Origin of the sequence: Kluyvera georgiana (assembly GCF_050990895.1) — a bacterium.
GTDB lineage: Bacteria > Pseudomonadota > Gammaproteobacteria > Enterobacterales > Enterobacteriaceae > Kluyvera > Kluyvera georgiana.
Map to the genome: position 1 here is coordinate 3,230,952 of NZ_CP158865.1, position 25,499 is coordinate 3,256,450.

At 51.6% G+C, this 25,499-nt stretch carries 22 protein-coding genes; 15 read left to right on the top strand and 7 right to left on the bottom strand.

Annotation, left to right across the window (positions count from 1 at the left end):
* Window positions 1-13 precede the first annotated feature (13 nt).
* Window positions 14-718, top strand: a complete 705-nt coding sequence (gene aat / locus ABTW00_RS15385) for a leucyl/phenylalanyl-tRNA--protein transferase (RefSeq protein WP_065355668.1) — start codon at window positions 14-16, stop codon at window positions 716-718.
* A gap of 284 nt (window positions 719-1,002) precedes the next feature.
* Window positions 1,003-1,221 (top strand): translation initiation factor IF-1, encoded by a 219-nt coding sequence (gene infA, locus ABTW00_RS15390; protein ID WP_001040187.1) that lies wholly within the window; start codon window positions 1,003-1,005, stop codon window positions 1,219-1,221.
* 104 nt (window positions 1,222-1,325) lie between these two features.
* Here the strand turns inward: infA and ABTW00_RS15395 are convergent, their stop codons facing one another.
* From ABTW00_RS15395 to clpS, 3 genes are all read right to left on the bottom strand, one after another.
* The gene (locus tag ABTW00_RS15395) at window positions 1,326-1,556 is read right to left on the bottom strand and encodes a DUF2554 family protein (RefSeq protein ID WP_065355730.1); all 231 of its coding nucleotides are present in this window, start codon (window positions 1,554-1,556) and stop codon (window positions 1,326-1,328) included.
* Window positions 1,557-1,728: 172 nt separating this feature from the next.
* Window positions 1,729-4,005, bottom strand: coding sequence for an ATP-dependent Clp protease ATP-binding subunit ClpA (gene clpA, locus ABTW00_RS15400; RefSeq protein ID WP_065355667.1), 2,277 nt, complete (start codon window positions 4,003-4,005; stop codon window positions 1,729-1,731).
* 29 nt (window positions 4,006-4,034) lie between these two features.
* A complete protein-coding gene (gene clpS / locus ABTW00_RS15405; protein WP_064548721.1) occupies window positions 4,035-4,355 on the bottom strand; it encodes an ATP-dependent Clp protease adapter ClpS in 321 nt (106 codons plus the stop codon).
* A gap of 394 nt (window positions 4,356-4,749) precedes the next feature.
* On the opposite strand from clpS, the gene cspD reads away from it, so the two are divergent.
* The gene (cspD, locus tag ABTW00_RS15410; protein WP_064548719.1) at window positions 4,750-4,971 is read left to right on the top strand and encodes a cold shock-like protein CspD; all 222 of its coding nucleotides are present in this window, start codon (window positions 4,750-4,752) and stop codon (window positions 4,969-4,971) included.
* A 78-nt stretch (window positions 4,972-5,049) separates the two neighbouring features.
* On the opposite strand, the gene macB is transcribed toward cspD, so the two are convergent.
* Together macB and macA are read right to left on the bottom strand one after the other, a co-directional pair.
* Window positions 5,050-6,990: a macrolide ABC transporter ATP-binding protein/permease MacB gene (gene macB / locus ABTW00_RS15415; RefSeq protein ID WP_065355665.1), complete on the bottom strand. Its 1,941-nt coding sequence runs from the start codon at window positions 6,988-6,990 to the stop codon at window positions 5,050-5,052.
* The gene (gene macA / locus ABTW00_RS15420) at window positions 6,987-8,102 is read right to left on the bottom strand and encodes a macrolide transporter subunit MacA (protein ID WP_433636258.1); all 1,116 of its coding nucleotides are present in this window, start codon (window positions 8,100-8,102) and stop codon (window positions 6,987-6,989) included. Before macA ends, macB begins: the two co-directional genes overlap by 4 nt.
* A gap of 161 nt (window positions 8,103-8,263) precedes the next feature.
* Between macA and ABTW00_RS15425 the strand changes: the two genes are divergently transcribed.
* Window positions 8,264-9,217 (top strand): VirK/YbjX family protein, encoded by a 954-nt coding sequence (locus ABTW00_RS15425; protein WP_065355663.1) that lies wholly within the window; start codon window positions 8,264-8,266, stop codon window positions 9,215-9,217.
* 175 nt (window positions 9,218-9,392) lie between these two features.
* Window positions 9,393-10,349, top strand: coding sequence for a VirK/YbjX family protein (locus ABTW00_RS15430; protein WP_433636259.1), 957 nt, complete (start codon window positions 9,393-9,395; stop codon window positions 10,347-10,349).
* Here the strand turns inward: ABTW00_RS15430 and ABTW00_RS15435 are convergent.
* Window positions 10,346-12,004, bottom strand: a complete 1,659-nt coding sequence (locus tag ABTW00_RS15435; RefSeq protein WP_064548708.1) for an ATP-dependent endonuclease — start codon at window positions 12,002-12,004, stop codon at window positions 10,346-10,348. The two genes, ABTW00_RS15430 and ABTW00_RS15435, sit on opposite strands and share 4 nt — an antisense overlap.
* Window positions 12,005-12,377: 373 nt before the next feature.
* Between ABTW00_RS15435 and aqpZ the strand changes: the two genes are divergently transcribed.
* The 4 genes from aqpZ (at window position 12,378) to hcr (ending at window position 16,901) form a co-directional block, all read left to right on the top strand.
* Window positions 12,378-13,070: an aquaporin Z gene (gene aqpZ / locus ABTW00_RS15440; RefSeq protein WP_064548706.1), complete on the top strand. Its 693-nt coding sequence runs from the start codon at window positions 12,378-12,380 to the stop codon at window positions 13,068-13,070.
* A gap of 152 nt (window positions 13,071-13,222) precedes the next feature.
* Window positions 13,223-14,122 carry a lysine exporter LysO family protein gene (locus tag ABTW00_RS15445; protein WP_433636260.1) on the top strand — a complete coding sequence of 300 codons (900 nt, stop codon included), beginning with the start codon at window positions 13,223-13,225 and terminating at the stop codon, window positions 14,120-14,122.
* Window positions 14,123-14,269: 147 nt separating this feature from the next.
* The gene (gene hcp, locus ABTW00_RS15450; protein ID WP_433636261.1) at window positions 14,270-15,922 is read left to right on the top strand and encodes a hydroxylamine reductase; all 1,653 of its coding nucleotides are present in this window, start codon (window positions 14,270-14,272) and stop codon (window positions 15,920-15,922) included.
* A 10-nt stretch (window positions 15,923-15,932) separates the two neighbouring features.
* The gene (gene hcr / locus ABTW00_RS15455) at window positions 15,933-16,901 is read left to right on the top strand and encodes an NADH oxidoreductase (protein WP_433636262.1); all 969 of its coding nucleotides are present in this window, start codon (window positions 15,933-15,935) and stop codon (window positions 16,899-16,901) included.
* An 85-nt stretch (window positions 16,902-16,986) separates the two neighbouring features.
* Here hcr and ABTW00_RS15460 read toward each other — a convergent pair whose 3' ends face one another.
* Window positions 16,987-18,615: an SgrR family transcriptional regulator gene (locus ABTW00_RS15460; RefSeq protein WP_433636263.1), complete on the bottom strand. Its 1,629-nt coding sequence runs from the start codon at window positions 18,613-18,615 to the stop codon at window positions 16,987-16,989.
* A 656-nt stretch (window positions 18,616-19,271) separates the two neighbouring features.
* Between ABTW00_RS15460 and ABTW00_RS15465 the strand changes: the two genes are divergently transcribed.
* The 6 genes from ABTW00_RS15465 (at window position 19,272) to ABTW00_RS15490 (ending at window position 25,471) form a co-directional block, all read left to right on the top strand.
* Entirely contained in the window at window positions 19,272-20,078 is an 807-nt protein-coding gene (locus ABTW00_RS15465) for a GGDEF domain-containing protein (protein ID WP_433636264.1), read from the top strand.
* An 85-nt stretch (window positions 20,079-20,163) separates the two neighbouring features.
* The gene (locus ABTW00_RS15470) at window positions 20,164-20,601 is read left to right on the top strand and encodes a FecR family protein (RefSeq protein ID WP_433636265.1); all 438 of its coding nucleotides are present in this window, start codon (window positions 20,164-20,166) and stop codon (window positions 20,599-20,601) included.
* 12 nt (window positions 20,602-20,613) lie between these two features.
* Window positions 20,614-21,195, top strand: a complete 582-nt coding sequence (locus ABTW00_RS15475) for an OmpA family protein (protein WP_433636266.1) — start codon at window positions 20,614-20,616, stop codon at window positions 21,193-21,195.
* 1 nt (window position 21,196) lies between these two features.
* Window positions 21,197-23,152 (top strand): CHASE2 domain-containing protein, encoded by a 1,956-nt coding sequence (locus ABTW00_RS15480; protein ID WP_433636267.1) that lies wholly within the window; start codon window positions 21,197-21,199, stop codon window positions 23,150-23,152.
* A 41-nt stretch (window positions 23,153-23,193) separates the two neighbouring features.
* Window positions 23,194-23,571 (top strand): hypothetical protein, encoded by a 378-nt coding sequence (locus ABTW00_RS15485; RefSeq protein WP_065355655.1) that lies wholly within the window; start codon window positions 23,194-23,196, stop codon window positions 23,569-23,571.
* 283 nt (window positions 23,572-23,854) lie between these two features.
* Entirely contained in the window at window positions 23,855-25,471 is a 1,617-nt protein-coding gene (locus tag ABTW00_RS15490) for an FAD-NAD(P)-binding protein (protein ID WP_433636268.1), read from the top strand.
* Window positions 25,472-25,499 lie beyond the last annotated feature (28 nt).

Consider the following 25,499-nt stretch of genomic DNA (forward strand, 5'->3'; position numbering starts at 1 on the left):
GGGTTATCGCGACATGCGCCTTGTGCAGCTTTCTCGTCATTCGATTGCTTTTCCCTCACCCGAAGGCGCATTACGTGAACCCAACGGGCTGCTGGCGCTCGGCGGCGATCTTGGCCCCGCGCGTCTGCTGATGGCCTATCAACGTGGGATCTTTCCGTGGTTCTCGCCCGGCGATCCGATCCTCTGGTGGTCGCCGGATCCTCGCGCCGTGCTGTGGCCCGAGCAGTTCCACCTGAGCCGCAGCATGAAGCGTTTTCATCGCCAGTCACCTTATCGCGTCACGCTCAATTACGCCTTTAGCCAGGTGATCGAGGGCTGCGCGCAGGATCGCCATGAAGGCACCTGGATAACCACCAGCATCAGTCAGGCCTACCATCGCCTGCACGAGCTGGGCCATGCACATTCCATTGAGGTCTGGCAGGGCGAAACGCTGGTCGGCGGCATGTACGGCGTCGCCATGGGCGAGCTGTTTTGCGGTGAATCTATGTTCAGCCGCGCGGAGAATGCCTCTAAAACGGCGCTGTACGTCTTCTGTGAGGCGTTTAGTCGTGCGGGCGGCAAACTGATTGACTGCCAGGTGTTAAACAGCCACACCGCGTCTCTGGGCGCGATAGAGATACCTCGCCGCGACTACCTTGAATATCTCAATACGCTACGCATGCAGCCTATTGAGGATAAATTCTGGGTTCCGAGGCCGCTCTTTTCACCTGAAGCGTAAATGTTTTCAGCACAATTTCCATCAGGATGATATAATTGCCGACGAGAGTCGCTTCTGCCTTTTGCCCCGCCGCCGTTTGGGAATCATTCGAGTCAGATAACGCCCACGTTTATCCTGCTATTTCCGGCCTGGTTCGCGCCCATCACACGCTGTTCTGGTGTGGTGAAAGGGTAATGCGCAAAAACGACTTTCGCCGATTAAGACGGACAATTCTTTACTTATATGATGAACTTCGGCATTATCTTGCCGGTTCAAATTACGGTAGTGATACCCCAGAGGATTAGATGGCCAAAGAAGACAATATTGAAATGCAGGGTACCGTTCTTGAAACGTTACCTAATACCATGTTCCGCGTAGAACTGGAAAACGGACACGTGGTTACTGCACATATCTCCGGTAAAATGCGCAAAAACTATATCCGCATCCTGACGGGCGACAAAGTGACTGTTGAGCTGACCCCGTACGACCTGAGCAAAGGCCGCATTGTCTTCCGTAGTCGCTAATCACCGCAGATAATGAGCGTCTGGCGCAAAGTTCGCCGAGCGCTATTTGCCGAATATGATGCCCTGCTTATGCGGGGCATTTTTTTGGCCTTCCGTCATCCGTCTCATAAAATATGAACCTCGGGTTTATGCGCTTTCCGCCAGCTATTACTATCACGCAACCCTTCCGCCGACTCTTCCGCCACCGCACGCAGTTCATCGCTATCAGCCTCATGGCGTAGCTGGTGACCGACATTCTTTACCCACAGAAATTGGTGACCTTTATGCCCGGCCATCAGTTGGCCAGAAAACAAGGCACACGTCAGCAACATCACCGATAACGCTTTTGTCAACATCATCCCACCGTTCGGCTAAATCCTGTCGTTAGCATGCCGCGACTTACGTCGGGTTATTATTCAACAGTTCAAATTTGCGAAAAGGGTATGTCAACGTTGCAGGAGAAGCGAGAGACAAAAAAAAACCGAGCCACTATCAGCCCGGTTTTCGTTTTAATGTGAGCGACCGCCGTTAATGCGCCGCTTCCGGTTTGTGCTTCTGCGCGCTGTGGAAGCCGTAGGTCAGCGCGTTTTTCTCGGCGTCCAGCGCCACGGTGACCTGACCGCCGTCCACCAGCGAACCAAACAGCAGTTCGTTAGCCAGCGGTTTTTTCAGGTTGTCCTGAATCACGCGCGCCATCGGACGTGCGCCCATCGCCCGGTCGTAACCCTTCTCGGCCAGCCAGTTGCGGGCCTCCTGGCTCACTTCCAGCGACACGCCTTTCTGATCCAGCTGAACCTGCAGCTCGACGATGAACTTATCCACCACCTGATGGATCACGTCGGTAGACAGATGATCGAACCAGATAATGTTGTCCAGACGGTTACGGAACTCTGGCGTAAAGATCTTTTTGATCTCTTCCATCGCGTCGGTGCTGTTGTCCTGCTGGATAAGACCAATCGATTTACGCTCGGTTTCACGTACGCCGGCGTTGGTGGTCATCACCAGCACCACGTTACGGAAATCGGCTTTACGCCCGTTGTTATCCGTCAGCGTGCCGTTGTCCATCACCTGCAGCAGCAGGTTAAAGACGTCCGGGTGCGCTTTTTCGATTTCATCCAGCAGCAGAACCGCGTGAGGATGCTTAATCACCGCATCGGTCAGCAGGCCGCCCTGGTCAAAACCAACGTATCCCGGAGGCGCACCGATCAGGCGGCTCACCGTGTGGCGTTCCATATATTCGGACATATCGAAACGCAGCAGCTCAATGCCCATCGCCTTCGCCAGCTGGACGGTCACTTCCGTTTTACCCACCCCGGTTGGGCCAGCAAACAGGAAGGATCCCACCGGACGATGATCGTGGCCGAGGCCCGCACGGCTCATCTTGATGGCTTCGGTCAGCGCATCGATGGCGTTATCCTGGCCGAATACCAGCATTTTCAGGCGATTACCCAGCGTTTTCAGCGTATCGCGATCACTCTGGGAGACGCTTTTCTCCGGGATTCGCGCAATGCGCGCGACCACGGATTCAATGTCCGCCACGTTGATCGTTTTCTTACGCTTGCTCACCGGCATCAGGCGAGCGCGGGCGCCAGCCTCATCAATCACGTCAATTGCTTTATCCGGCAGATGACGATCGTTGATGTATTTCACCGCCAGCTCCACCGCCGCGCGCACCGCTTTGGCGGTATAGCGAACGTCGTGGTGCGCTTCGTATTTCGGCTTCAGGCCGTTCAGGATCTGCACGGTCTCTTCTACGGACGGTTCGGTAATATCGATTTTCTGGAAACGACGCGCCAGCGCCCTGTCCTTCTCAAAGATATTGCTGAACTCCTGGTACGTGGTCGAACCCATCACCCGAATCTTGCCGCTGGAGAGCAGCGGTTTAATCAGGTTTGCGGCATCCACCTGCCCACCCGACGCGGCACCCGCACCAATAATGGTGTGGATTTCGTCAATGAACAGAATGCTGTTGGTGTCCTGCTCTAACTGCTTGAGCAGCGCTTTAAAACGTTTTTCGAAATCGCCGCGGTATTTGGTACCCGCCAGCAACGAGCCGATATCCAGCGAATAGATAGTGCAATCGGCCATGATTTCCGGCACGTCACCGCGCACGATGCGCCATGCCAGGCCTTCGGCAATCGCCGTTTTCCCGACGCCGGATTCCCCCACCAGCAGCGGGTTGTTTTTACGACGGCGGCACAGCACCTGAATAGCGCGCTCCAGCTCTTTGTCACGGCCGATCAGCGGGTCAATTCCCCCAACGCGAGCAAGCTGATTAAGATTGGTGGTGAAGTTTTCCATACGTTCCTCCCCGCCTGCTTGCTCTTCATTAGGTTGCTGATTTCCGGAATCGGAAGGCTGGCTTGGCTCGTCTTTACGCGTGCCGTGAGAGATGAAGTTCACCACGTCGAGACGGCTGACTTCATGTTTGCGCAGCAGATAGGCGGCCTGCGACTCCTGCTCGCTGAAAATCGCCACCAGTACGTTGGCGCCGGTAACCTCGCTACGCCCGGAAGACTGGACGTGGAAGACCGCGCGTTGCAGAACACGCTGGAAGCTGAGCGTCGGTTGTGTTTCGCGCTCTTCTTCACTGACCGGCAGAACCGGCGTGGTTTGTTCGATGAAGGCTTCGAGTTCCTGACGCAGCGCCACCAAATCGACCGAGCACGCTTCCAGCGCTTCACGGGCTGATGGGTTGCTGAGCAGCGCCAGCAACAGATGCTCCACGGTCATAAACTCGTGACGGTGCTCGCGCGCTCTGGCGAAAGCCATGTTTAAACTGAGTTCCAGTTCTTGATTGAGCATTGGCACCTCCCCCAATTTTCATGCCTGTATCAGGCTTGTTCCAGCGTACACAGCAGCGGATGCTCGTTCTCCCTCGCGTACTGATTCACCATCGCAACTTTGGTTTCGGCGACTTCTGCCGTGAAAACACCACAAATTGCTTTACCCTGATAGTGAACCGTTAGCATCAACTGTGTTGCGCGTTCTACATCATAAGAAAAGAATTTTTGTAACACGTCAATAACAAACTCCATCGGAGTGTAATCATCATTGACCAATATCACTTTATACATTGACGGGGGTTTAAGCCCATCCTGAAGTTTATCTGCCGCAAGCTGGTCGAAATCCAGCCAGTCTCTGGTCTTGCTCATTGTCAGTCATCATCGTCGGTGTCATCAATTGCTGCTGACGAGGCTGCGTCCACGTAAGGCTCCGTATTATTGACAGGATTAATGACACATCTCCCGGCCAGCACGTCACCTTTTGTTCCTGTGCATACAGGCTCTTAATTTACTGTAGATCATAGATAACTATCACCTATAGCTGTCATCCGCGAACTCTGTCACATTCCCGTCAATAGCGTTAACTGCTTCAAATTTTGATGCATTTTCCCCCTTCAGCCCTCCGCAAACGCTTGACGCACTGTGCGAAATATCTAAATTGTACTGGCGAGAGTTGGTGAGGTTTTGAACAACTCCTGACTCCACCACCGGTTCATTCCATCTACTTATAAACGTATAATAGAGTTACGAAGGATGTCGAAGTATGGAAATGGGTACTGTTAAGTGGTTCAACAATGCCAAAGGGTTCGGTTTTATTTGCCCGGAAGGCGGTGGCGAGGACATCTTCGCCCATTACTCCACCATCCAGATGGATGGGTACAGAACGTTAAAAGCCGGACAAGCCGTCCAGTTTGATGTCCACGAGGGGCCGAAAGGTAATCATGCTAGCGTGATTATCCCCGTGGAAGCAGAAACAGCCGCCTAGTTTACTGCCCCATTGTGTACATCCCGCTGTCAAAATGCCAGTCCTTCTGACTGGCATTTTTTCATTTATTTTTCGCCGTTATTCCCGCGCCAGCGCATCCACCGGATCCAGCCGCGCCGCGTTTCTCGCCGGTAGCCAGCCAAACAGCACGCCGGTGAGGGTCGAGCAGATAAACGCCGTCAACAGCGCCAGCGGTGAAAAACCAATCTCCCAGCCCGGCAGCACCACCTGGAGCAGCAGCGCAATCATCAACGACAGCGTGACGCCCAATGCGCCACCCACCAGGCACACCAGAATCGCCTCGATCAAAAACTGCTGCAGGACGTTGCTGGCCCGCGCGCCGACCGCCATACGAATGCCGATTTCTCGCGTCCGTTCCGTTACCGACACCAGCATGATATTCATCACACCAATACCGCCAACCACCAGCGAGATCACCGCCACCAGCGTTAAGAACAGCTGTAATGTATGTGTGGTGCGTTCTGCCGTTTTCAAGATGCTGTCCATGTTCCAGACAAAGAAATCTTTCTTACCGTGACGCAAACTGAGCAGCCGGGTCAACTGCTGTTCGGCGAGACTGCTGTCGTAGCCCTCTTTCACCCTTACGGTAATTGAGTTCAGCCACGCCTGCCCCATCACCCGTCCGGACATCGTTGAATACGGTAGCCAAACGCGCAGAATCTTGCTGCTGCCAAACATCGACTGTTTCTCATCCGCTACGCCAATCACCGTCGCGGGCGTATTACCCACCAGTATCACTTCCCCCACCACGCTGGCCTTATTGGGAAACAGCTGACGGCGCGTATTGCTGTCCAGTACTACCACCTGCGAGCGTTCTGCGGCCTGGACATCATTAAAGGTATTGCCCTCGCTGAAGGTCATACCATAGACGTTGAAGTAGTGCTGACCAATACCCTGCACGCTGGCCGCGACGTCGATATTCCCTGCACGGATGCGCAGATTTTTTGACACCGACGGCGTCACCGAGCTGACCCAGGACTGCTTTTCGATCGCCAGCAGATCGTCATACTTCAGCGATTGCTGATACTGCGGATCGTCATCGCCGAAATCTTTCCCCGGATACACATCAATGGTATTGGTGCCAATGGAGCGAATATCGGCCAGCACCATCTGTTTGGCCGCATCGCCCACCACCACGATAGACACCACCGAGGCGATGCCGATAATAATCCCCAGCATGGTCAGTAGCGTGCGCATTTTATTCGCCACCATGGCCAGCCAGGCCATCGACAACGCTTCGCGGAAGCTGTTGCTGAACTGCCCCCAGCCGGAGGTGTTCTGCATCACCGGCTGACGCGGCGCGACCGCGGTTTGCCGCGCCGGAGGGTTATGGATAATTTCACCGTCGCGAATCTCAATCACGCGCTCTGCCTGCGCGGCCACCTGCGGGTCGTGGGTAACGATAATAATCGTGTGCCCTTGCTCTTTAAGCTGATGGAGAATCGCCATCACCTCTTCACCGGAGCGGCTATCAAGCGCACCGGTAGGTTCATCGGCGAGGATCACCTGGCCGCCGTTCATCAGCGCACGGGCAATACTCACCCGCTGCTGCTGGCCCCCGGAGAGCTGAGAAGGCGCATAATCAACGCGATCCGCCAGCCCCAGACGCTGCAACAGCTGCTTCGCCCGCGCCAGCCGCGCCTTACGTTCCACGCCCGCGTACACCGCCGGCACTTCCACATTCTGCGCCGCCGTCAGGTGCGACAGCAGGTGATAGCGTTGAAAAATAAAGCCAAAGTGCTCGCGGCGCAGCGCGGCCAGCGCATCGCCGTCCAGCGTCGCCACATCGGTTCCCGCCACGCGGTAGGTGCCGCTGGTCGGCTTATCGAGGCAGCCGAGAATGTTCATCAGCGTCGATTTCCCCGAACCCGAGGCACCGACTATCGCCACCATCTCACCGGCGTTAATTTGCAGCGAGACACCCTTGAGAACCTCAACGCTACCGTCACCCGACGGGTAGCTGCGCCGAATATCGGTCAGTTCAAGCAGAGCGGTCATTTTGTCGCTCCGGCTTTACCTTCTCCGATTATCACTTCATCGCCGGCTTCCAACCCTTTAGCGATCTCTACGTCAGTATCATTGCGCGCACCGATGACCACTTCGCGCGTTTTCACTTCACCGTTGCGCAGTAAACGTACGTTATAGCGATTATCTCCTACGCTATCGCCCAGCGCCGACAGCGGAATGGTCAACACATCATTGACGCCGCCGAGCTGGATATGCACCTGCGCGGTCATCTCCAGACGCAGGACACCGTTAGGGTTCGGCACTTCAAAACGGGCATAGTAGAAGATGGCATCGTTGACTTTTTCCGGCGTCGGCAAAATATCTTTCAGGGTGCCTTCGTAGCGGGTCAGCGGGTCGCCAAGCACCGTAAACCAGGCTTTTTGTCCCGGTTTAAGATGAATGACGTCCGCTTCGGAAACCTGCGCTTTTACCAGCATAGTGCTGAGATCCGCCAGCGTCAGAATGTTGGGCGCCTGCTGGGCAGCAATCACCGTCTGCCCTTGCAGGGTCGTAATTTGTGTCACTTCGCCACGCATCGGGGCCACGATACGCGTGTAGTCGAGATTGGTTTTGGCCGTATCGAGCGAGGCCTGATTGCGTTTAATCTGCGCATCGATGGTCCCTATTTGCGCCTGTTTTACCGCCATATCGGTGGCCGCGGTGTCCAGATCCTGGCGTGACACCACCTGGGTTTTCGCCAGCTGTTGCTGACGGGAAAAGGTGACGCTCGCCAGCTTCCATTCCGCTTCTGCCTGCTTGCGCTGTGCGCGCAATTCCATTAGCGTGGCTTCCACTTCTTTAATCTGGTTCTCCGCCTGTTCCGGGTCAATCACCCCTAGAAGCTGATCTTTTACTACCTTATCGCCGATGTTCACCGACAGGGTTTTCAACTGCCCGCTAACCTGCGCGCCGACGTCAACTTTGCGCAACGCATCGAGCTTACCTGTCGCCAGCACGCTCTGTTCAAGCGAGCCTTTACGCACAATCAGCGTCTGGTAATTGGGCAACGGCGCGTTGAGCATTTTCCAGACGGCGATGAGCGCCACGATAAGCACGGCAAGTATCAGCCAGTAGCGTTTTTTTAACTTTCCCTTGATGATCATAAAATCCTGAAATCCCCAAAAATTTCGACAAATTGTGAAGTCAAACTTCAACGCAAGCTAAACAAGTTGAGAAAAGTCTTAGCAAACACCGCTACCCCGCTAATTGATTCGCTCTGGTGATGCTAAAATCGCCATCCATATGTAATTCTGGATAGTAAACCATGTCACAGCTCAGCGAAAATTCATTCGAATCTTCCCGCCAACCTTCCGCACTCGGCCTCTTTTTTAGCCTGTTTAGCGGGCAATGGCGTCCCGGTGAATTCTGGAACCAGCGCAGCTTCCGCCGGAAGTTTATGCTGCGTTCTTTACTGATGCCACGTCTGAGCCGCGAATGGATGAATGAACTGTCGCAATGGTCCCATCTCGATACCCTGCTCACCCGTCAACCGCGCTTGCCGGTGCGCCTGCATCGCCCTTATCTGGCGGTCAACTTTAGCCGCCATCAGGTACTGGATGCGCTGCGTTATCACTATACGCTGCTGTCAGAGGCGATGTCCTCAGAAGAGTTCGCAACCTACCTGAATACACAGGCCCTGCCGCTGGCGCAGATTGAGGGTAAAAATGGCGATACGTATACCCTTGAGCTGACCATGCAGATTAATCTGGATAAAGAAGGCGATAGCACCATTTTGATGCGCAACGCCGACGGCGATGTACTGGCGGAAATGACCTTTACCCTGCTGAATTATCATGATCAACGCACGCTGTTTATCGGTGGCCTGCAGGGCGGTAAACGCACTTTGCCGCATGAGGCTATCCAGAATGCGACGAAATCCTGCCACGGTCTGTTCCCGAAACGCCTGGTGATGGAGGCCATCTGCCGCTTAGCCGAACGCCTGCACGTAGAGCAGATCCTCGCCGTCAGTAACGATGTGCACATTTTTCGCGGCGAACGCTACCAGGACAAGAATAAAAAGATTCTCTCTGATTATGACACCTTCTGGGAAGCTGTAAGCGGTGAGCGTGATAATGAAGGGTATTACCATATCCCTGTCGCCATCCCCCGCAAGGATATTGCTGAAATTGCAAGTAAAAAACGCGCGGAATACCGCCGTCGCTACGAGCTAATGGATGCTATTCAGACCCAGATGTCAGGCTTATTCAACCGACCTTAATCTTTTTTTCTACACGCTGCTGATGTAGCGTGTAGATATCAACCAAAAATAAACACTAGCAATCTTAAACGCTTCATCAACAAAGCATAATCTTCACATTCTTTGCATTTGTTGAAATTACGTTGAAGGTTCCGTTGATTAAATAGGCAAAACCTCCAGAAATGAGATTTTTCCTATGTCGAGCATTGCCGATTTTTCTGCTTCTACGCCTCCACAACCTGAATCCAGCTGGCACCTTTTTCGGCTACTGTCGACCGGCACGCTTGCACCCGGTCGCGCGTGGAAAAACCCGGCGTACCGACGTAAGTTCCTGCTGCGTTCGCTCAGTACGCCCAGAATGACCGGCAAGCTACTCGGGGCGCTGACCAAGCAGCCGCATCTGATGCAGATCCTTAACGTACAGCCCGGTCTGCCGTGCCGACTGCATCGCCCATGGCTATGCACGCACCTGAACCACCAGCAAACCATTGATGCGCTGTGCTGGCACTATCAGCAACTGCTGACCCTGCTGCCGGAAAGCGTCGCCAGCGGCTATCTTTCCACGCGCGGCGCTCTGCTCGCGACGCTTAACGGTAAAGAAGGACAGCAGTACAGCATTCGTCTGTGTGCTGACGCGATGCTGGATAAAGAAGGCGAGGCGACGCTGACCTTCCACGACGACAGCAACACCGTGCTGGCAGAGCTGACGTTTACCTTGTGCCAGTACAACGGGATGAATACCTTCTTTGTGGGCGGCCTACAGGGAGCGAAAGCCGATGTTCCGCACCAGCTCATTCAAACCGCGACCAAAGCGTGTCACGGTTTGTTCCCAAAACGCTTAGTGGTAGACGCGCTGCTCACGCTGGGTTCGCTGCTCTCCGTTTCACACGTACGCGCCGTCAGCAATGAAACGCACATTTATCGCAGCCTACGCTACCGCCGTAAAAAACGCGGCAAGCTGCATGCCGACTACAACAGTTTCTGGGAGTCGTTGGGGGCACAGGTCGACGAGGAAGGTGATTACGTTTTACCGCTGGCGTTGGCGCGTAAATCAATGGAAGAGATTGCCAGCAAGAAGCGCGCAGAGTACCGCCGTCGCTATACGCTGCTGGACGAGCTCCAGCAGCAAATTAGCGAAATGATCCAGCGTTAATCCGCTTTCCCGCGCGCCAGCCAGACGACGCGGGAAAACATTTTCTTCAGTAAGGGCGGAACGGCTTCAGTACCGCGCCGCCCAGCTTCCATCGCCACTTCAATCGCCAGATCGGGTTTCGATGAACGGTGTATCGCCTTGGTGATCACCCGGCGCATATTCATCGGGATGTTTTCCGGCAATTGCGCCACGCGGTGATAAACGCTGGAAAACCCCTGCCGGTACATAAAGTGTTCCATATCCGGCGCGGGCAGCGTTGTCAGATGATGGTGTTCGGCTTCACGATCGTTGTTCAGCAGGCTGCGCACCGTTGCCGCATATTTTTTGCCCGCCTCATCACCGTCGACCAGCACGTGCCACTCTATCCCCATCCGCTGGGCGAATTTGATCAGCGGCTTAAGCCCGGATTGGGCAAACTCAATGACCTTGACCCCTTCGGCATCGAAATGGTGCCCGCACTGCCGCGCCAGCTCGTTGATCACCCAGGTTTCGGTTTCACCTTCCACCAGCAGCCAGCAGCGCGCAAACAGCGACGAAGCGCGATTAAAACGAATGTGGAACGAAATGCGGCGACTGTCTTCGGCGTTCATTCCCTCTGGCCCCAGCCGCCAGGCCGACACGCGGGAAGACTCACGGACCAGGCGGCAGACGTTTTGCATCGGCGTGAGCGACAGTAGCTCACCGGAATTGGTGGTGGCCACACGCTGTAACGGCAGCAAATTCAGCAGATTCCAGGCCACCGACAGCATAATAGGATGCAGCCGCGTTTCCGGGTCCTCCACTAACAGCAGCGGACGCGCGTCTCTATCGAGCTTGACCGACCCCTTCGCCTGCAGCAGCGTCGCGAACATACCCAACAGAATCACCCGATGATTACGCGCACCGGGCTTATCGATCATACGGTTAATCAAATCCAGATAGCGCCAGCTACGCTGCTCGTCGTGCGAGCGACGGCGCATCAGACGTTGGATAGCCGGACCTGAACCCTGTTCAGAGAAATAGTGTTCCAGCAGCTGTCCCATCGCCGCCAGCCCCTGGCGGATCTGGCCATCGCTGAGATTCTGCGGGCTCGTCACCAGCTCGCGGGAGAGATAATCGAGCTGGCGCGCGGTGATCTCCACGTCAGGCACATCCGGCACGGTACCGCTGCGGATCCGGCGCATAAAACGGGCATCACGCAGGCGCAGTACCGGCATCAGGCGAATCAACTCACGCGCCTGACCGTCAATATCGTCAATGTCCAACGCCTGGCCGTCGCTGTCGATAAAACTGCGTAGCGTCAGCACGCTACCGTCGGCGGCCAGCTCACCTTCCAGGCGGTAGAAAATACGTCGAAAACCGTCGTCGCACAGCGTCCAGCAGTCGGAGAGCCCGCGGTAGCGTCGGCCCCGGTAGCGGCCAGGTTCATTTTCGCGAAAGGTCAGTATGATGTGCAGATGGTGCTCGCGCCCCTGCAGGTCGCCGGGCGGAAACCAAAAATCGTTATACACAAAGTGATACAGCTCATCATGCGGCGAGAGCAGTAACGTGAGCGCGTCCAGCAGGCTCGATTTACCCCACGCGTTTTCGCCGATTAAGACGTTATTCTCCTCCAGCATTAACGATAATCGATTAATGCCGCGAAACCCTGCAATCTCAGTGCGTTCAAGAAGCATAACCCCTCCATAACACGATAGCTGCTATCCCTTCGTTATCGGCAGTATAGCGGCATGCACCGCACTTGACACCCGGCTGGCACACCGCCTGCGTACGGAGTGATGCTTTATTAACCGTTGAAAGTAATAAAGTGCGTTATCTATCACCTTCCACGATTATTCCGAAAATAATGCACTACACTCTAATTCAAAGAATGAATTGCTCAAGGAATAACACCACATTGTTTTGTATCAAAGTTCGGCGATTTATTTAACTGGTGAGGGATGACGTTCGTTTTTAAAATAATGAGGACTATGCCTGCCACCCATTTTGGTAGGGATATATTCAGTCGTCACCCTTTATGACGATAATAATTTTTAATTCGAGGTGGTTATGTTTAGAAAATTGGCTGCAGAGTGCTTTGGCACCTTCTGGCTGGTATTTGGTGGTTGCGGTAGCGCCGTTCTGGCTGCAGCATTCCCGGAATTAGGGATTGGCTTTGCGGGCGTTGCGCTGGCGTTCGGTTTGACCGTTCTCACCATGGCATTTGCCGTTGGCCATATCTCTGGCGGCCATTTTAACCCGGCAGTGACCCTGGGCCTGTGGGCTGGCGGTCGTTTCCCGGCCAAAGAAGTGATTGGCTATATTGTCGCACAGGTTGTCGGCGGGATTATCGCCGCTGCCGTATTGTATTTAATCGCCAGCGGTAAAGCAGGCTTTGACGCGGCGGCCAGCGGTTTCGCCTCCAACGGTTACGGCGAACATTCACCGGGCGGCTACTCAATGCTTTCCGCGATTGTGATTGAAATCGTTCTGACCTGCGGCTTCCTGCTGGTGATCCACGGTGCAACAGACAAAAATGCCCCGGCAGGCTTCGCGCCGATCGCCATCGGCCTGGCGCTGACCCTGATTCACCTTATCAGCATCCCGGTGACTAACACCTCCGTTAACCCGGCACGTAGCACCGCGGTCGCTATTTTCCAGGGCGGCTGGGCGCTTGACCAGCTGTGGCTGTTCTGGGTGATGCCAATCATCGGCGGTATCCTCGGCGGCGTGATTTATCGCACCCTGCTGGAAAAGAAATAAGCCTTCTGTAACCCGGGCATGGCGTGAATGCGCCAACTCGGCAAAGAAAGACCCGGTACAGCCGGGTCTTTCTTTTTTCGCAGCTTTACTCAGTATGCGGTTTTCGGTAGTGTCTGTGCGCGATTTAAATACTACAAGGAAGCGTGTTCGTTATGTTATCGGGACTCCTCATCATTCTGGTGCCGCTGGTTATCGGCTATCTGATTCCCCTGACCCACCGCGGTGCGCTGCAGCTAATCAATCGCCTGCTCAGTTGGATTGTTTATCTGATTCTCTTCTTTATGGGGATCAGCCTGGCATTTCTGGATAATCTGGCGGCGAATCTATTATCCATCCTCCACTATTCTGCTATTAGCATTGTGGTTATTTTACTTTGCAATATTGCGGCACTGCTGTGGCTGGAAAAAGTGCTGCCGTGGGGGCATCCGCATCATCAGGAAAAATTACCCTCACGCCTCGCGATGGCGCTGGAATCATTAAAGCTGTGCTTTGTGGTAATTGCCGGTTTTGTTCTCGGATTAAGCGGGCTTTCCTTTTTACAGCACGCCACCGATGCCAGCGAATATACGCTCATTTTCTTGCTGTTCCTGGTCGGTATTCAGCTTAGAAACAGCGGCATGACCCTGCGACAAATTATTCTCAACCGTCGCGGCATGGTCATCGCGTTGGTCGTGGTGGCCAGTTCAATGGTTGCCGGCATCATCAATGCGTTCCTGCTCGGTTTGCCCATTAAAACCGGTCTGGCGATGGCTTCCGGATTTGGCTGGTACTCGCTGTCCGGCATTCTGCTGACCGACGCCTACGGCCCGGTGATCGGTAGCGCCACCTTCTTTAATGACCTGGCGCGCGAACTGCTCGCCATTATGCTCATTCCCGGTCTGGTACGCCGCAGCCGCTCCACCGCGCTCGGCCTGTGCGGCGCAACGTCAATGGACTTCACCCTACCGGTCCTCCAGCGCTCCGGCGGCGTGGAAATGGTCCCTCCCGCTATCGTCCACGGTTTTATTCTTAGCCTGCTCGTACCGCTGATGATGGCCTTCTTCACCGCTTAATACCTCCATGGCGGTAGCCTTCGCTGCCGCCAAAATTGCGCTAAATCAACCTCCCTTTAAGTTGCACTAAAAATGCCTTTTCAAGGTTGAGTCTCAGGCTTACCCTTAAACATGTATATTAAATATAACTTTAAAAAGGTGTGACCCATGTTTTGTGTGCAATGTGAACAAACCATCCGTACTCCGGCAGGGAACGGCTGCTCTTACGCTCAGGGTATGTGTGGTAAGACGGCTGAAACGTCCGATCTACAGGATCTGCTGATTGCGTCTTTGCAAGGTCTGTCCGCATGGGCGGTGAAAGCACGTGAATACGGCATCATCAACCACGACGTTGATAACTTCGCCCCGCGCGCGTTCTTCTCCACCCTGACCAACGTTAACTTCGACTCTCCGCGTATCGTGGGCTACGCCCGTGAAGCGATTGCCCTGCGTGAAGCGCTGAAAGCGCAGTGCCTCGGCAAAGACGCTAACGCAACCGTCGATAACCCGATGGCCGACCTGCAGCTGGTCAGCGACGATCTGGGCGACCTGCAAAAACAGGCGGCTGAATTTACCCCGAACAAAGACAAAGCGACGATTGGCGAGAACATTCTCGGCCTGCGCCTGCTGTGCCTGTACGGTCTGAAAGGTGCCGCGGCCTATATGGAACACGCGCACGTTCTCGGCCAGTACGACAACGACATCTACGCCCAGTACCACAAAATTATGGCGTGGCTGGGGACCTGGCCTGCCGATATGAACGCTCTGCTGGAGTGTTCTATGGAAATCGGCCAGATGAACTTCAAAGTGATGAGCATCCTGGACGCCGGTGAAACCACTAAATACGGTCACCCGACGCCGACTCAGGTCAATGTTAAAGCAACCGTTGGTAAATGCATCCTGATCTCCGGTCACGACCTGAAAGATCTCTACAACCTGCTGGAGCAGACCGAAGGTACCGGCGTTAACGTCTATACCCACGGCGAAATGCTGCCGGCACACGGCTACCCGGAACTGCGCAAGTTCAAACATCTGATTGGTAACTATGGCAGCGGCTGGCAGAACCAGCAGGTTGAGTTCGCTCGCTTCCCTGGCCCAATCGTGATGACCTCTAACTGCATCATCGACCCAACCGTGGGTGCTTACGACGACCGTATCTGGACCCGTAGCATCGTCGGCTGGCCGGGTGTGAGCCACCTCGAAGGCGACAACTTCGGTCCGGTTATCGCTCAGGCGCAGCAGATGGCTGGCTTCCCGTACAGCGAAATCCCGCACCTGATCACCGTAGGTTTCGGTCGTCAGACGCTGCTGGGCGCTGCTGATACGCTGATCGACCTGGTCAGCCGTGAAAAACTGCGTCATATCTTCCTGGTCGGCGGCTGCGACGGCGCGCGCGGCGAACGTAACTACTTCACCGACTTCGCCACCAGCGTACCAGACGATTGCCTGATCCTGACCCTGGCGTGCGGTAAATACCGTTTCAACAAACTGGAGTTCGGCGATATCGAAGGTCTGCCGCGTCTGGTCGATGCCGGTCAGTGTAACGATGCTTACTCAGCCATCATCCTGGCAGTCACTCTGGCAGAGAAGCTGGGCTGCGGCGTCAACGACCTGCCGCTGTCTCTGGTGCTCTCTTGGTTCGAACAGAAAGCGATTGTGATTCTGCTGACCCTGCTGTCGCTGGGCGTGAAAAACATCGTCACTGGCCCGACGGCGCCTGGTTTCTTCACGCCGGATCTGCTGGCTGTGCTCAACGAGAAATTCGGCCTGCGTTCCGTCACCACCGTTGAAGAAGACATGAAGCAGCTGCTGAGCGCGTAAGGAGTAAAGAATGACAATGCCAACTCATCAGTGCCCATGGCGGATGCAGGTGCATCACATCCACCAGGAAACGCCGGATGTATGGACGATTTCGTTGCTGTGCCACGACTATTATCCGTACCGCGCCGGGCAGTATGCACTGGTCAGCGTACGTAATTCAGCGGAAACGCTGCGTGCTTACACCATTTCGTCTACGCCGGGGGTAAGCGAGTACATTACGCTGACCATTCGCCGGATTGACGATGGCGCAGGTTCACAGTGGCTGACCCGCGACGTGAAGCGCGGCGACTATATCTGGCTGTCCGATGCCATGGGTGAATTTACCTGTGAGGATAAAGCGGAAGATAAGTTCCTGATGCTGGCCGCCGGTTGCGGCGTGACGCCAATCATGTCAATGCGTCGCTGGTTGGCAAAGTACCGCCCACAGGCCGATGTGCAGGTGATCTTTAACGTGCGTTCACCGCAAGATGTTATTTTTGCCGACGAATGGCGTAACTATCCGGTGACGCTAGTCGCTGAAAACAATGCCACCCACGGTTTTGTTTCTGGCCGACTGACGACCGATCTGCTGAAAAGCGTGCCGGATCTGAGCTCTCGTACCGTGATGACCTGCGGCCCGGCGCCGTATATGGATCTGGTTGAGAAAGAGGTGAAAGCGCTGGGCGTGACCCGCTTCTTTAAAGAGCAGTTCTTTACCCCGGTGGCTGAAGCTGCAACCAGCGGTCTGAAGTTCACCAAACTGCAACCGGCGAAAGAGTTTTACGCGCCGGTGGGCAGTACGCTGCTGGAAGCGCTGGAAAGCAATAAAGTGCCGGTCGTTGCCGCATGTCGTGCGGGCGTTTGTGGCTGCTGCAAAACCAAAGTGGTTGACGGTAACTACACGGTCAGCAGCACCATGACGCTGACGGATGCGGAAATAGCCGAAGGCTATGTACTGGCTTGTTCCTGCCATCCGCAGGGCGACCTGGTAGTGGCGTAATTCACCCACTACGGCAAAAAGGCTACCCTGTAAAATGGGTGGCCTTTTTTAATGGGCATGCATAAAGATAAACAGCTGCCGATTGTCACCACGTATTGTTTTTATCATCAATCCATATCCTCGCAAAATCTGGCCAGCACTGCGGATGGCAATGAATCCCCTTCACTGATTCTGGATACCGCAACGTGTACTGCTTTTGATACAGAGGAACGACCAAATGATGGCGAATAGCATGCCGCTGAAGCGCAATAAGGAACCGCTTATGACGTTCCGGCTCTCGGTGTACCGACCTGTCCAGTAACCTTATCACGCGTTTTTGAGTCTCTTTTGGCCAGAATACCTTTACCATGCTGCTTCTGCGCCAGCGTTCCTCAAAAGTAAACGCGGCTTGCTGGACAGAGCTTAAGTAGCCCAGGGCAATATCCATGCTTTCCCAGAGCGCTCCGCTTGCTGGCCAATGGGTATTATGAATGGCACGTGCCGTTAACCGACATCCGACACGCAGCAAATATCGGGCAAACATTTTGACGAAAATTTCCGTATCAGGCGTACTGAAATAGGCCATGGAAAGCAGCGGAGGGAGCTCGGACATGTCCATTTTCTTTCCAGACATCGTCAGCCAACTCTCAACGGGCAGCAGATCAGACTGCTTCTTCATCATGCTGCTCGCCAGAGTTTTCGCGATTTCTGTCAGCGTGATGCGCTGCTGACGAGAGAGAATACTCGTGCTGCTATTGTTAAATGCCAGGAAGGAAAACGTATCGCTACAGGTCAAGGTTTCTGCCCTCTCCTGCCGCTCCGTAGAGCGCTCGGTCTCAAGTTGAACCACGCCCCAGTCCTTGACTTTCCGCAAACGCGTTTCAAGCGTAATCGCGCGCGCGAGCGGCATTTCACCGTACCAGCCGGGAAAGCGGACAAGTGAGATACCGTCATCAGTATGTTTAGCGATCAAAAACGGGCCGATGCCAACTGTGGGAAAAACCGGATGCGGTATTGCAACAACCGGATTCGCCAAACGATGCAGTAACATCTCATCAGGTTGCGTCAGATTGAACTCAATACATTGCTGGTCAGCGGTAATACTCTGAACATAAGGTAACGCTTCTGTTCCAGCAAAAGCGCGCAATGTGCGCGCGCAATCAGCAACACTGAACGGATCGTTATTATGCCATACCAGCCCCTGCCGAAGATAAAAGCGCCAGCACGTTCTATCGGTAGATACCTCAACGTGGTGGGCAAGAGCCAATTCTGGCTGCGTATTACCGTCAAGATACCTCACCAATCCCACATGAACCATTCTGATTAAATGCCGGGTAAGATGCTGTGCCGATAATTTAGGAACGATTGCGGAAATCGGACGATAGTAAGGAAAGATGAAATGATACCCGCCAGATGCGGGTATCACCGGTTTTGGTATCACGGAGGATTTAACAGGAGTATCAATACCCTCCTGAAGGTGATGGATGTCATGCCGGCACTGTATGAGACTTTGCTTACCCCGCCCAGGTAAGGAGGCCCAGCTAATCCAGCCAATTTGTTGCATCTCTTTTAATAGCGTGCGGGCATAACGAGGCGAGCACGCGAGGGTATCAGCAACATCCTGTAACTGTACTTCACGCCGCTGGTTTTGATAGCGGTTCAACAGTCTTTTATATTGTCGTGCCAGCCGGAGTAATCTCGCGTCTGGCGCTATATTGTTAGACTGTTGGTTCATTTCTCACCACCATTTTTTACCGGGAAGTCTCTTTAAAACTAGCGCGATTCTAATACCATTGAATAAATCGCGTTTAACTTATTATAGTTGCAGGCTGGTCATCTATATTACAAATAAGCCGTTGACAAATCAAAACCAAAGCAAACAAAAGACACCAAAAAACCCATAAATGCAAAATTTAAAACCAATAAATAAATAAAAATCAGAATAAAAAACCGGATATCAGTGTCTAATTTAAAACATAACACTAAAAACAAAATGCGGGATTAGTTTTTATCAATCATTTCAATTAGTTACACTCATCACCTGACAGTTGTTAAAAACAGAATAAAATCGTAATATATCCCCAATCCGATTTCCACGGGCCAGAAAATAAAACTTAAACCATCAAAAATGGGGTACGATTTATCGTGATTTAAGGTTTTTTATTACCTCACTGCAATATCTCAACAAAGACCTAAATTGCAATAATTAAACCTGAACTTGAATTTTAAAAGCATAGTAATTCTTATTATATGATGCAACAAAGAAATATTTTTATATCGTATCTTGTATTGATTATTTCATCCATCTCACTGTTATGTGTTTTTCAGCTAAATAACAGAGAAAATATTAGAGTAAGCAATGTTTTAAAAACCGTCTCGTTTCGGCATTTGATGTTACAAAAAACGCTCTCAGATCAACTTCAGGCAATGTGCCCTGAGGCGGACATTAACCGTAAAGACCTTCATCGTGAGATACAGAAAGAAAAACCAATTGAGTGGAAAAATAAAACGACACAACCGATGTCAGAAGCACAATCCGGAGAGAACAATAATCATTGTCAAAAAATAAAAAAGATAAACATTAAACTTAATGAGATGAATAAAAAGGAACAACAGGAAGTAAAGTCAGTAATACATAACTTGTCTATACTGAGTTACCTCAATCCTATATTACTACTCATTATACCTCTGTCTTTTGCTATTTGGCGCACAGGAGGTTATATACGTTTAGTTCGCGAACGTAAAAACCTTTACATCGATCCGCTCACCGGAGTTTATAACCGACATTATCTTTATGAAGAGACAAAAAACAACAAGCCAAGCCATCTCATCATGCTTGACCTGGATAATTTTAAGCAAATTAATGATAACTATGGCCATCTGATTGGCGATCGAATTTTGGTTGCTTTTAGTAGACTATTGCGACATTCGTTACGTAGTACAGATCGTGTCGTTCGTTTCGGTGGGGACGAATTCATCATTATGCTCTACGACTTCAAACCTGAAGATGCAGAACAATTGATTAAGCGATTACGATTTATGTCGCGTCAATATATAAAGGTTGATGAGCACAATATAATATTGTTACCAGAATTCTCTGTCGGGTTAGCTGAGTATTCAGGGACGCTTGAAGAAACGATTAGCAGAGCTGATGCTTTTGTTTATCAGGAAAAATCTGTTCATCAACATAATACATAATTTGGTTTAGTGCACTTCTCTTTGCCTTATGTACTTGCTATTCACGAACTGAAACTATTAGTGTATTTTCATGATTGGAGAAAACATGCAAACTATTTCAAAGAGAATAATTGTAGCAGTACTTCTTTTCGTCTCCGCTGATGCTATAGCGGCCGAAAAGGTGGCTGTGATAAAAGAAACGGCTCACGCCTGCAAAATGTTGCGTTCATCATGCCAGATCATCTCTTCCGGGGATGAAATATATGAAGGGGATGTGATTCAAACAGGAAAAGATGGCTATGCCGGATTAAGTTTTAATGATGGTACAACTGTCGCGTTAGATTCCGATAGCAAATTCCAGATCAATAAATATGACTACACGCCGTTAAAGCATAGCTACTCTTTTGACGTTTTATTAAGTCGCGGAGCCGCATTATATTCATCGGGAAGATTAGGAAAACTAGATCCTGCAGCCGTGAAATTTAAAACGCCAACGACAGTTATTGCTGTTCGGGGCACGCGATTTCTTGTTTCAACCGATTGAGGCCTATTCCGCATGAGAAAGAAAATTATATTATCTGCATTATTATTATTGGCCGGTTGTACGAGCACCAAAGTAACGTTGCTTCCCGATGCCACCGGGCATGTCGGGCGTGTCATTGTAAAAAATAATGATAATCAACCCGTCACATTAGACAATTCGGGGCAAACCCTTGTCGATGGTCTTTTGGGAGAACATGAGGGCCAGTTATCTCCTGCTGATGCCCGCCAGCAGCGTCCTGCACTGTTTAAAGCAGAACCGGCGCCACTTGCCAGTGAAACGGTCTGGTTTCCTAATGATTCAGTTGAACCATTATCTGCGCCGAGCGACCTCATCCATCGCGTTAGAAAAGATTGCCTGCAGCGTAAACCTTGTCAGATAACCATCATCGGCCATACCGATGGCATAGGTAATAACCAGTATAATATGCAGCTTTCCCTGCGCCGGGCACAAGTTATCCATGACATGTTATTACATGGGGGATTCCCTCAATCCGCTATGGATATTCGCTATCATGGCCCCTTTGATCCGCTGATTAAAACGCCATCAGGCCGCTCACAGCCTAAAAACAGGCGAGTAGAAATCATGGTGCACTAATATGCCTCTCACAAGTACGAAAAAAAAACGCCGGCCCCATGGCGTCATTGGCCTCACCTTTATGGTTATCTGGCTCATTTTTATCGCCACATCCAATAATATTTTTATCTCGCTGGAGGACCATCTACAGGAGATATTTAATATTCTTACTCCATACAAGCCGAAAGCCCCCACCGTGGCGATTGTGGATATTGATGATTTAAGCTTACAGAAAGTTGGCCAATGGCCCTGGCCGCGTTATGTTCTTGGCAATTTGATCAAAGCCACCAGGCAGGAAAAGAGCCAGGTTATTGGCATGGACATTCTTCTTTTAGAACCCGATAGAACGTCACTGAATTATATTCAGCAACGGTATAAAATGGAGTTTGATATGGATATGTTTGTTGTCGGCGTGCCCGAGGGTATGCGCGACAACGATCATTATCTGGCGAGTGTTTTGCGGGATGAAGCCCCTATCGTTGGGGCAACACAACTTATTCTGAGTCGTGCTCGTGATACTCACACTCTTAAACACATTTTTAACACCAGCTTGAACTTACCCTATGCTGAAATGATATTAAAAAATACACCCGAAATCAGAACATCGCTTACACGCGCTGGTTTTGTTAACTTTATCAATGAAGGTGATGGTGTCCTACGTAATATTCCAATGATAATTAACAGCGACGAAGGTAATATTCCATCATTTACTCTGGCCATGCTAATGGAAAAAGAGGGAGTCGACCACTTTTCAATTGAGAAAACCGTCTGGGGACGGGAAATTAATGTCGGTCAGTATCATATCCCGGTAGACAATGAAGGTAAGGCCTGGATAAACACAAAGCCAGCTGAAAGCCCGTTCGTTAGCATATCATCGTCAATGATACTCTCCGGGCAATCCGATAAAATATCAGAGCCACTCATTTTGATTGGGTCCTCCTCAGCTGCACTCCATGACAAAGTCATCATGCGCGATCACCAGGCGATTGCGGGTGTTGGCGCGCATGCAACGATGCTGAACAATATCATGAACAATAACGTCGTGATACATCCATCATGGCTTAAAATATGGGATGTCATCACCTGCATTAGCTTGTTGTCAGTAATAAATATACTCTATTTTTTATCGAACAATTTTACTCGTCGCATTAGCATTATTACATTCTTAGTTATCCTGTTAAATGCCACCATGTTTTGCGCATTTTATTTCTATAACGTTTGGTTACCGGTTATCTATGCAGTTATAGGGGCATTCATTCTGATCATACTACATGAACTTGTAGAATATTTGATATTACGAAAAAATATGAATATATGGAAAGAAGACCTCGAGAATTCAAATCATGCTTTGCTGCATGCGATGGCCGCCGTATGTGATTCCAGAGATCCGGAGACAGGAGGACATACCAGCCGCACCCAGTTCTACGTGAAACGCCTTGCTGAGGTTCTGGAAAAGTATCATCCAGAAGCACAGCATCCTTTTTTTATCGATTCATTATTCCATGCGGCACCTCTGCATGACGTCGGCAAAGTGGCCATTCCTGACTCAATCTTACTGAAACCTGGTGCCCTTACCGACGAAGAGTTTGACGTGATTAAAACGCACACCACCATCGGTCGGCGGCTGCTAGCCGATGCCGCAGATAAACTGCGAGCACCCAGTGAGTTTCTCCACTGCGCCATTGATATGGCGGGCAGCCATCATGAACGCTGGGACGGCAAAGGCTATCCCGACCGCCTGTCAGGTACCGATATCCCCTTTTGCGCCCGCGTGATGGCCGTCGCGGACGTTTATGACGCATTAACCAGTAAGCGTGTATATAAAAAAAGCATGTCTCATAGTAAAGCCCTCGACATCATTATTAGTGGGGCAGGAACACAGTTTGATCCCTCGGTGGTAAACGCATTTCTCGAATGTGAACAAGACATTAAGGAAATTTGTTCCCAATTTACTACCGCGCAGGAACATTCACGCTAAACCTTGACTCCATAACCTCGCTTTAAGGATTAATTTTCATTATGTTTAATGAAACACTAAGCATTATAAAAAACACAGTAATTATTGTTTTGTTTATTCACTCTCAGGCGGTCTCTGCTATTAGCAGCCCATTAAAACATTTAACGCTCAACTGCCAAAAGAGAGGATACATTGAGGTCATTTTTCATCTCTACGGCCATGTTCAGGAAAAATGGGGGGATAATTTTGAAGTGGGCACAAAGCAAAATAATACAGAGGGCTATGAGATAGCCTCGTTTACTAATGGTGATATTCTGTTCCATAACTTACGTAGCAATACATTTATCTACCATTATTTTGACAATAGCTCGACATTATTTTCTTGCGAAACAATTTATCAATCCGCAACACACCCCGTCAATCTTATCAATACCGGCTAGAAACAGTTACCGAAAGGCTGGCTGGGTTCAACCTCAGCGGGATGGTTTCACATTTTCCATCTCGCCAAAAAAAAGTCACCAGGCTTTAAATCGCCTATGAACCGGCCTTTTCCAGCGAAACGACAAGTCTCATCTAAACTTATCAACGGGTTCACCATTCAACTGGCAGGTGTATGAACAGCGTGAAATGAAGATCGCCAAAATCAATTTATCGACCACAATGACTATTGAAAGACGACTCAACATCCCCGTTCTATCTGCGAACGATTAACAAGGATCTGTCATGAAAAAAGTGGCCATCGTCGGCGTCGGCCCTACCGGTATATACACTTTCCACGCCCTGGTTGAGCGGGGAGAACCGCTGGCTATCTTGCTCTACGAGCAGGCTGAGCACGCAGGCGTTGGTATGCCTTATAGCGGCGAAAACAGCACGGAATCTATGCTGGCCAACATCGCCAGTATTGAGATCCCGCCCATTTATATTACCTATCTGACATGGTTACAAAACCAGAGCGATGAATACCTGGCGCAATTTAATATCGAACGTATGACGCTGCATGAGCGCCAGTTTTTACCACGCGTGCTCCTTGGCGACTATTATCGCGATCGTCTTTTTGCCATCATCGACAAAGCGCGATCTTTTGGCTTCGACATCACCCTTAACGAATCCAGTCAAGTCACCGACCTGAGTGCAAATCCACACGGGGTTGCTCTGTGGATCAACCACACGGAACGTCCGGTCGACGTTGATTTTGCCGTCATAGCCACGGGCCATCAGTGGCCTGAGGATGATGACTCTCCTCGCGATTTTTTCCCCAGCCCATGGTCCGGCCTGATGGAAGCCAAAATTGACGCCTGCCGCGTGGGGATTTTGGGCACCTCATTAAGCGCAATTGATGCTGCGGTTGCGGTCGTCAGCCAGCATGGTTTCTTCACCAGCGATAGGGACAATGTGCCGCAGTTTATACGTCATCCCGGCAGCCAAAACCTGAAAATCACCCTAATGTCGCGCACCGGAATACTGCCGGAAGCCGATTTTTACTGCCCTCTTCCCTATGAACCCCTCAATATCGCCACAGAAGAGGCGATTGTGCATGTCATAGCATCGGGCACTGATGGGCTATTAGATCGCATCTTTCAGTTGATTGTGAAGCAGTTACAGGACTCAGCCCCAAACTGGAGTCAGCAGATTGGCCTGGAAAATCTCACCGCCGATACCTTTTCCGCCGCCTACTTTGCCGACAGAATACGCCATGACCCATTTGACTGGGCAAAGCTCAATCTGCTGGAAGTCGAACGTAACAAGCAACAGCAGCACACCGTGGCTTGGCGCTACACCCTGCTACGTCTGCATGAGATCATCGAAGAGGTTGTGCCTCATCTGGACGAGCATGACAATGAACGCTTCAAGCGTGGGCTAGCGCGCGTGTTTATCGATAACTATGCAGCAATTCCCTCTGAGTCGATCCGTCGTCTGCTGGCCCTGCACGACGCCGGGCTAATCGCAATATTGGCGCTGGGCGCGGATTATGAACGACAGAACGAAGGCGACACGACGGTTATTTACCACAATAATCAACGCAGCGAATTTGATGTCTTCATCGATGCAAGAGGACAAAAACCGTTAAAGAGCAAAGATATTCCCTTCCCGACATTACGCACTCAACTGCTGGCCTGCGGTGATGATATTCCGGATATCGGTGACGATTACACGCTGCTGGCGCCGGATAACGCCCGTGGACGGATCGCTTTTGGCGGCCTGCCGTGGCTAATGCACGATCGTCCTTTTATTCAGGGGCTGGTGGCCAACGCCGAGATTGGCGCAGCGATGAGCAATGCGTTGATTCAACACGCGGTGAAACGCAGGAAAAAACGGTGGTTTAGCGACGACAGAGACTAACGCTCTTTTAGAGAGAGGCGAGTGAGCT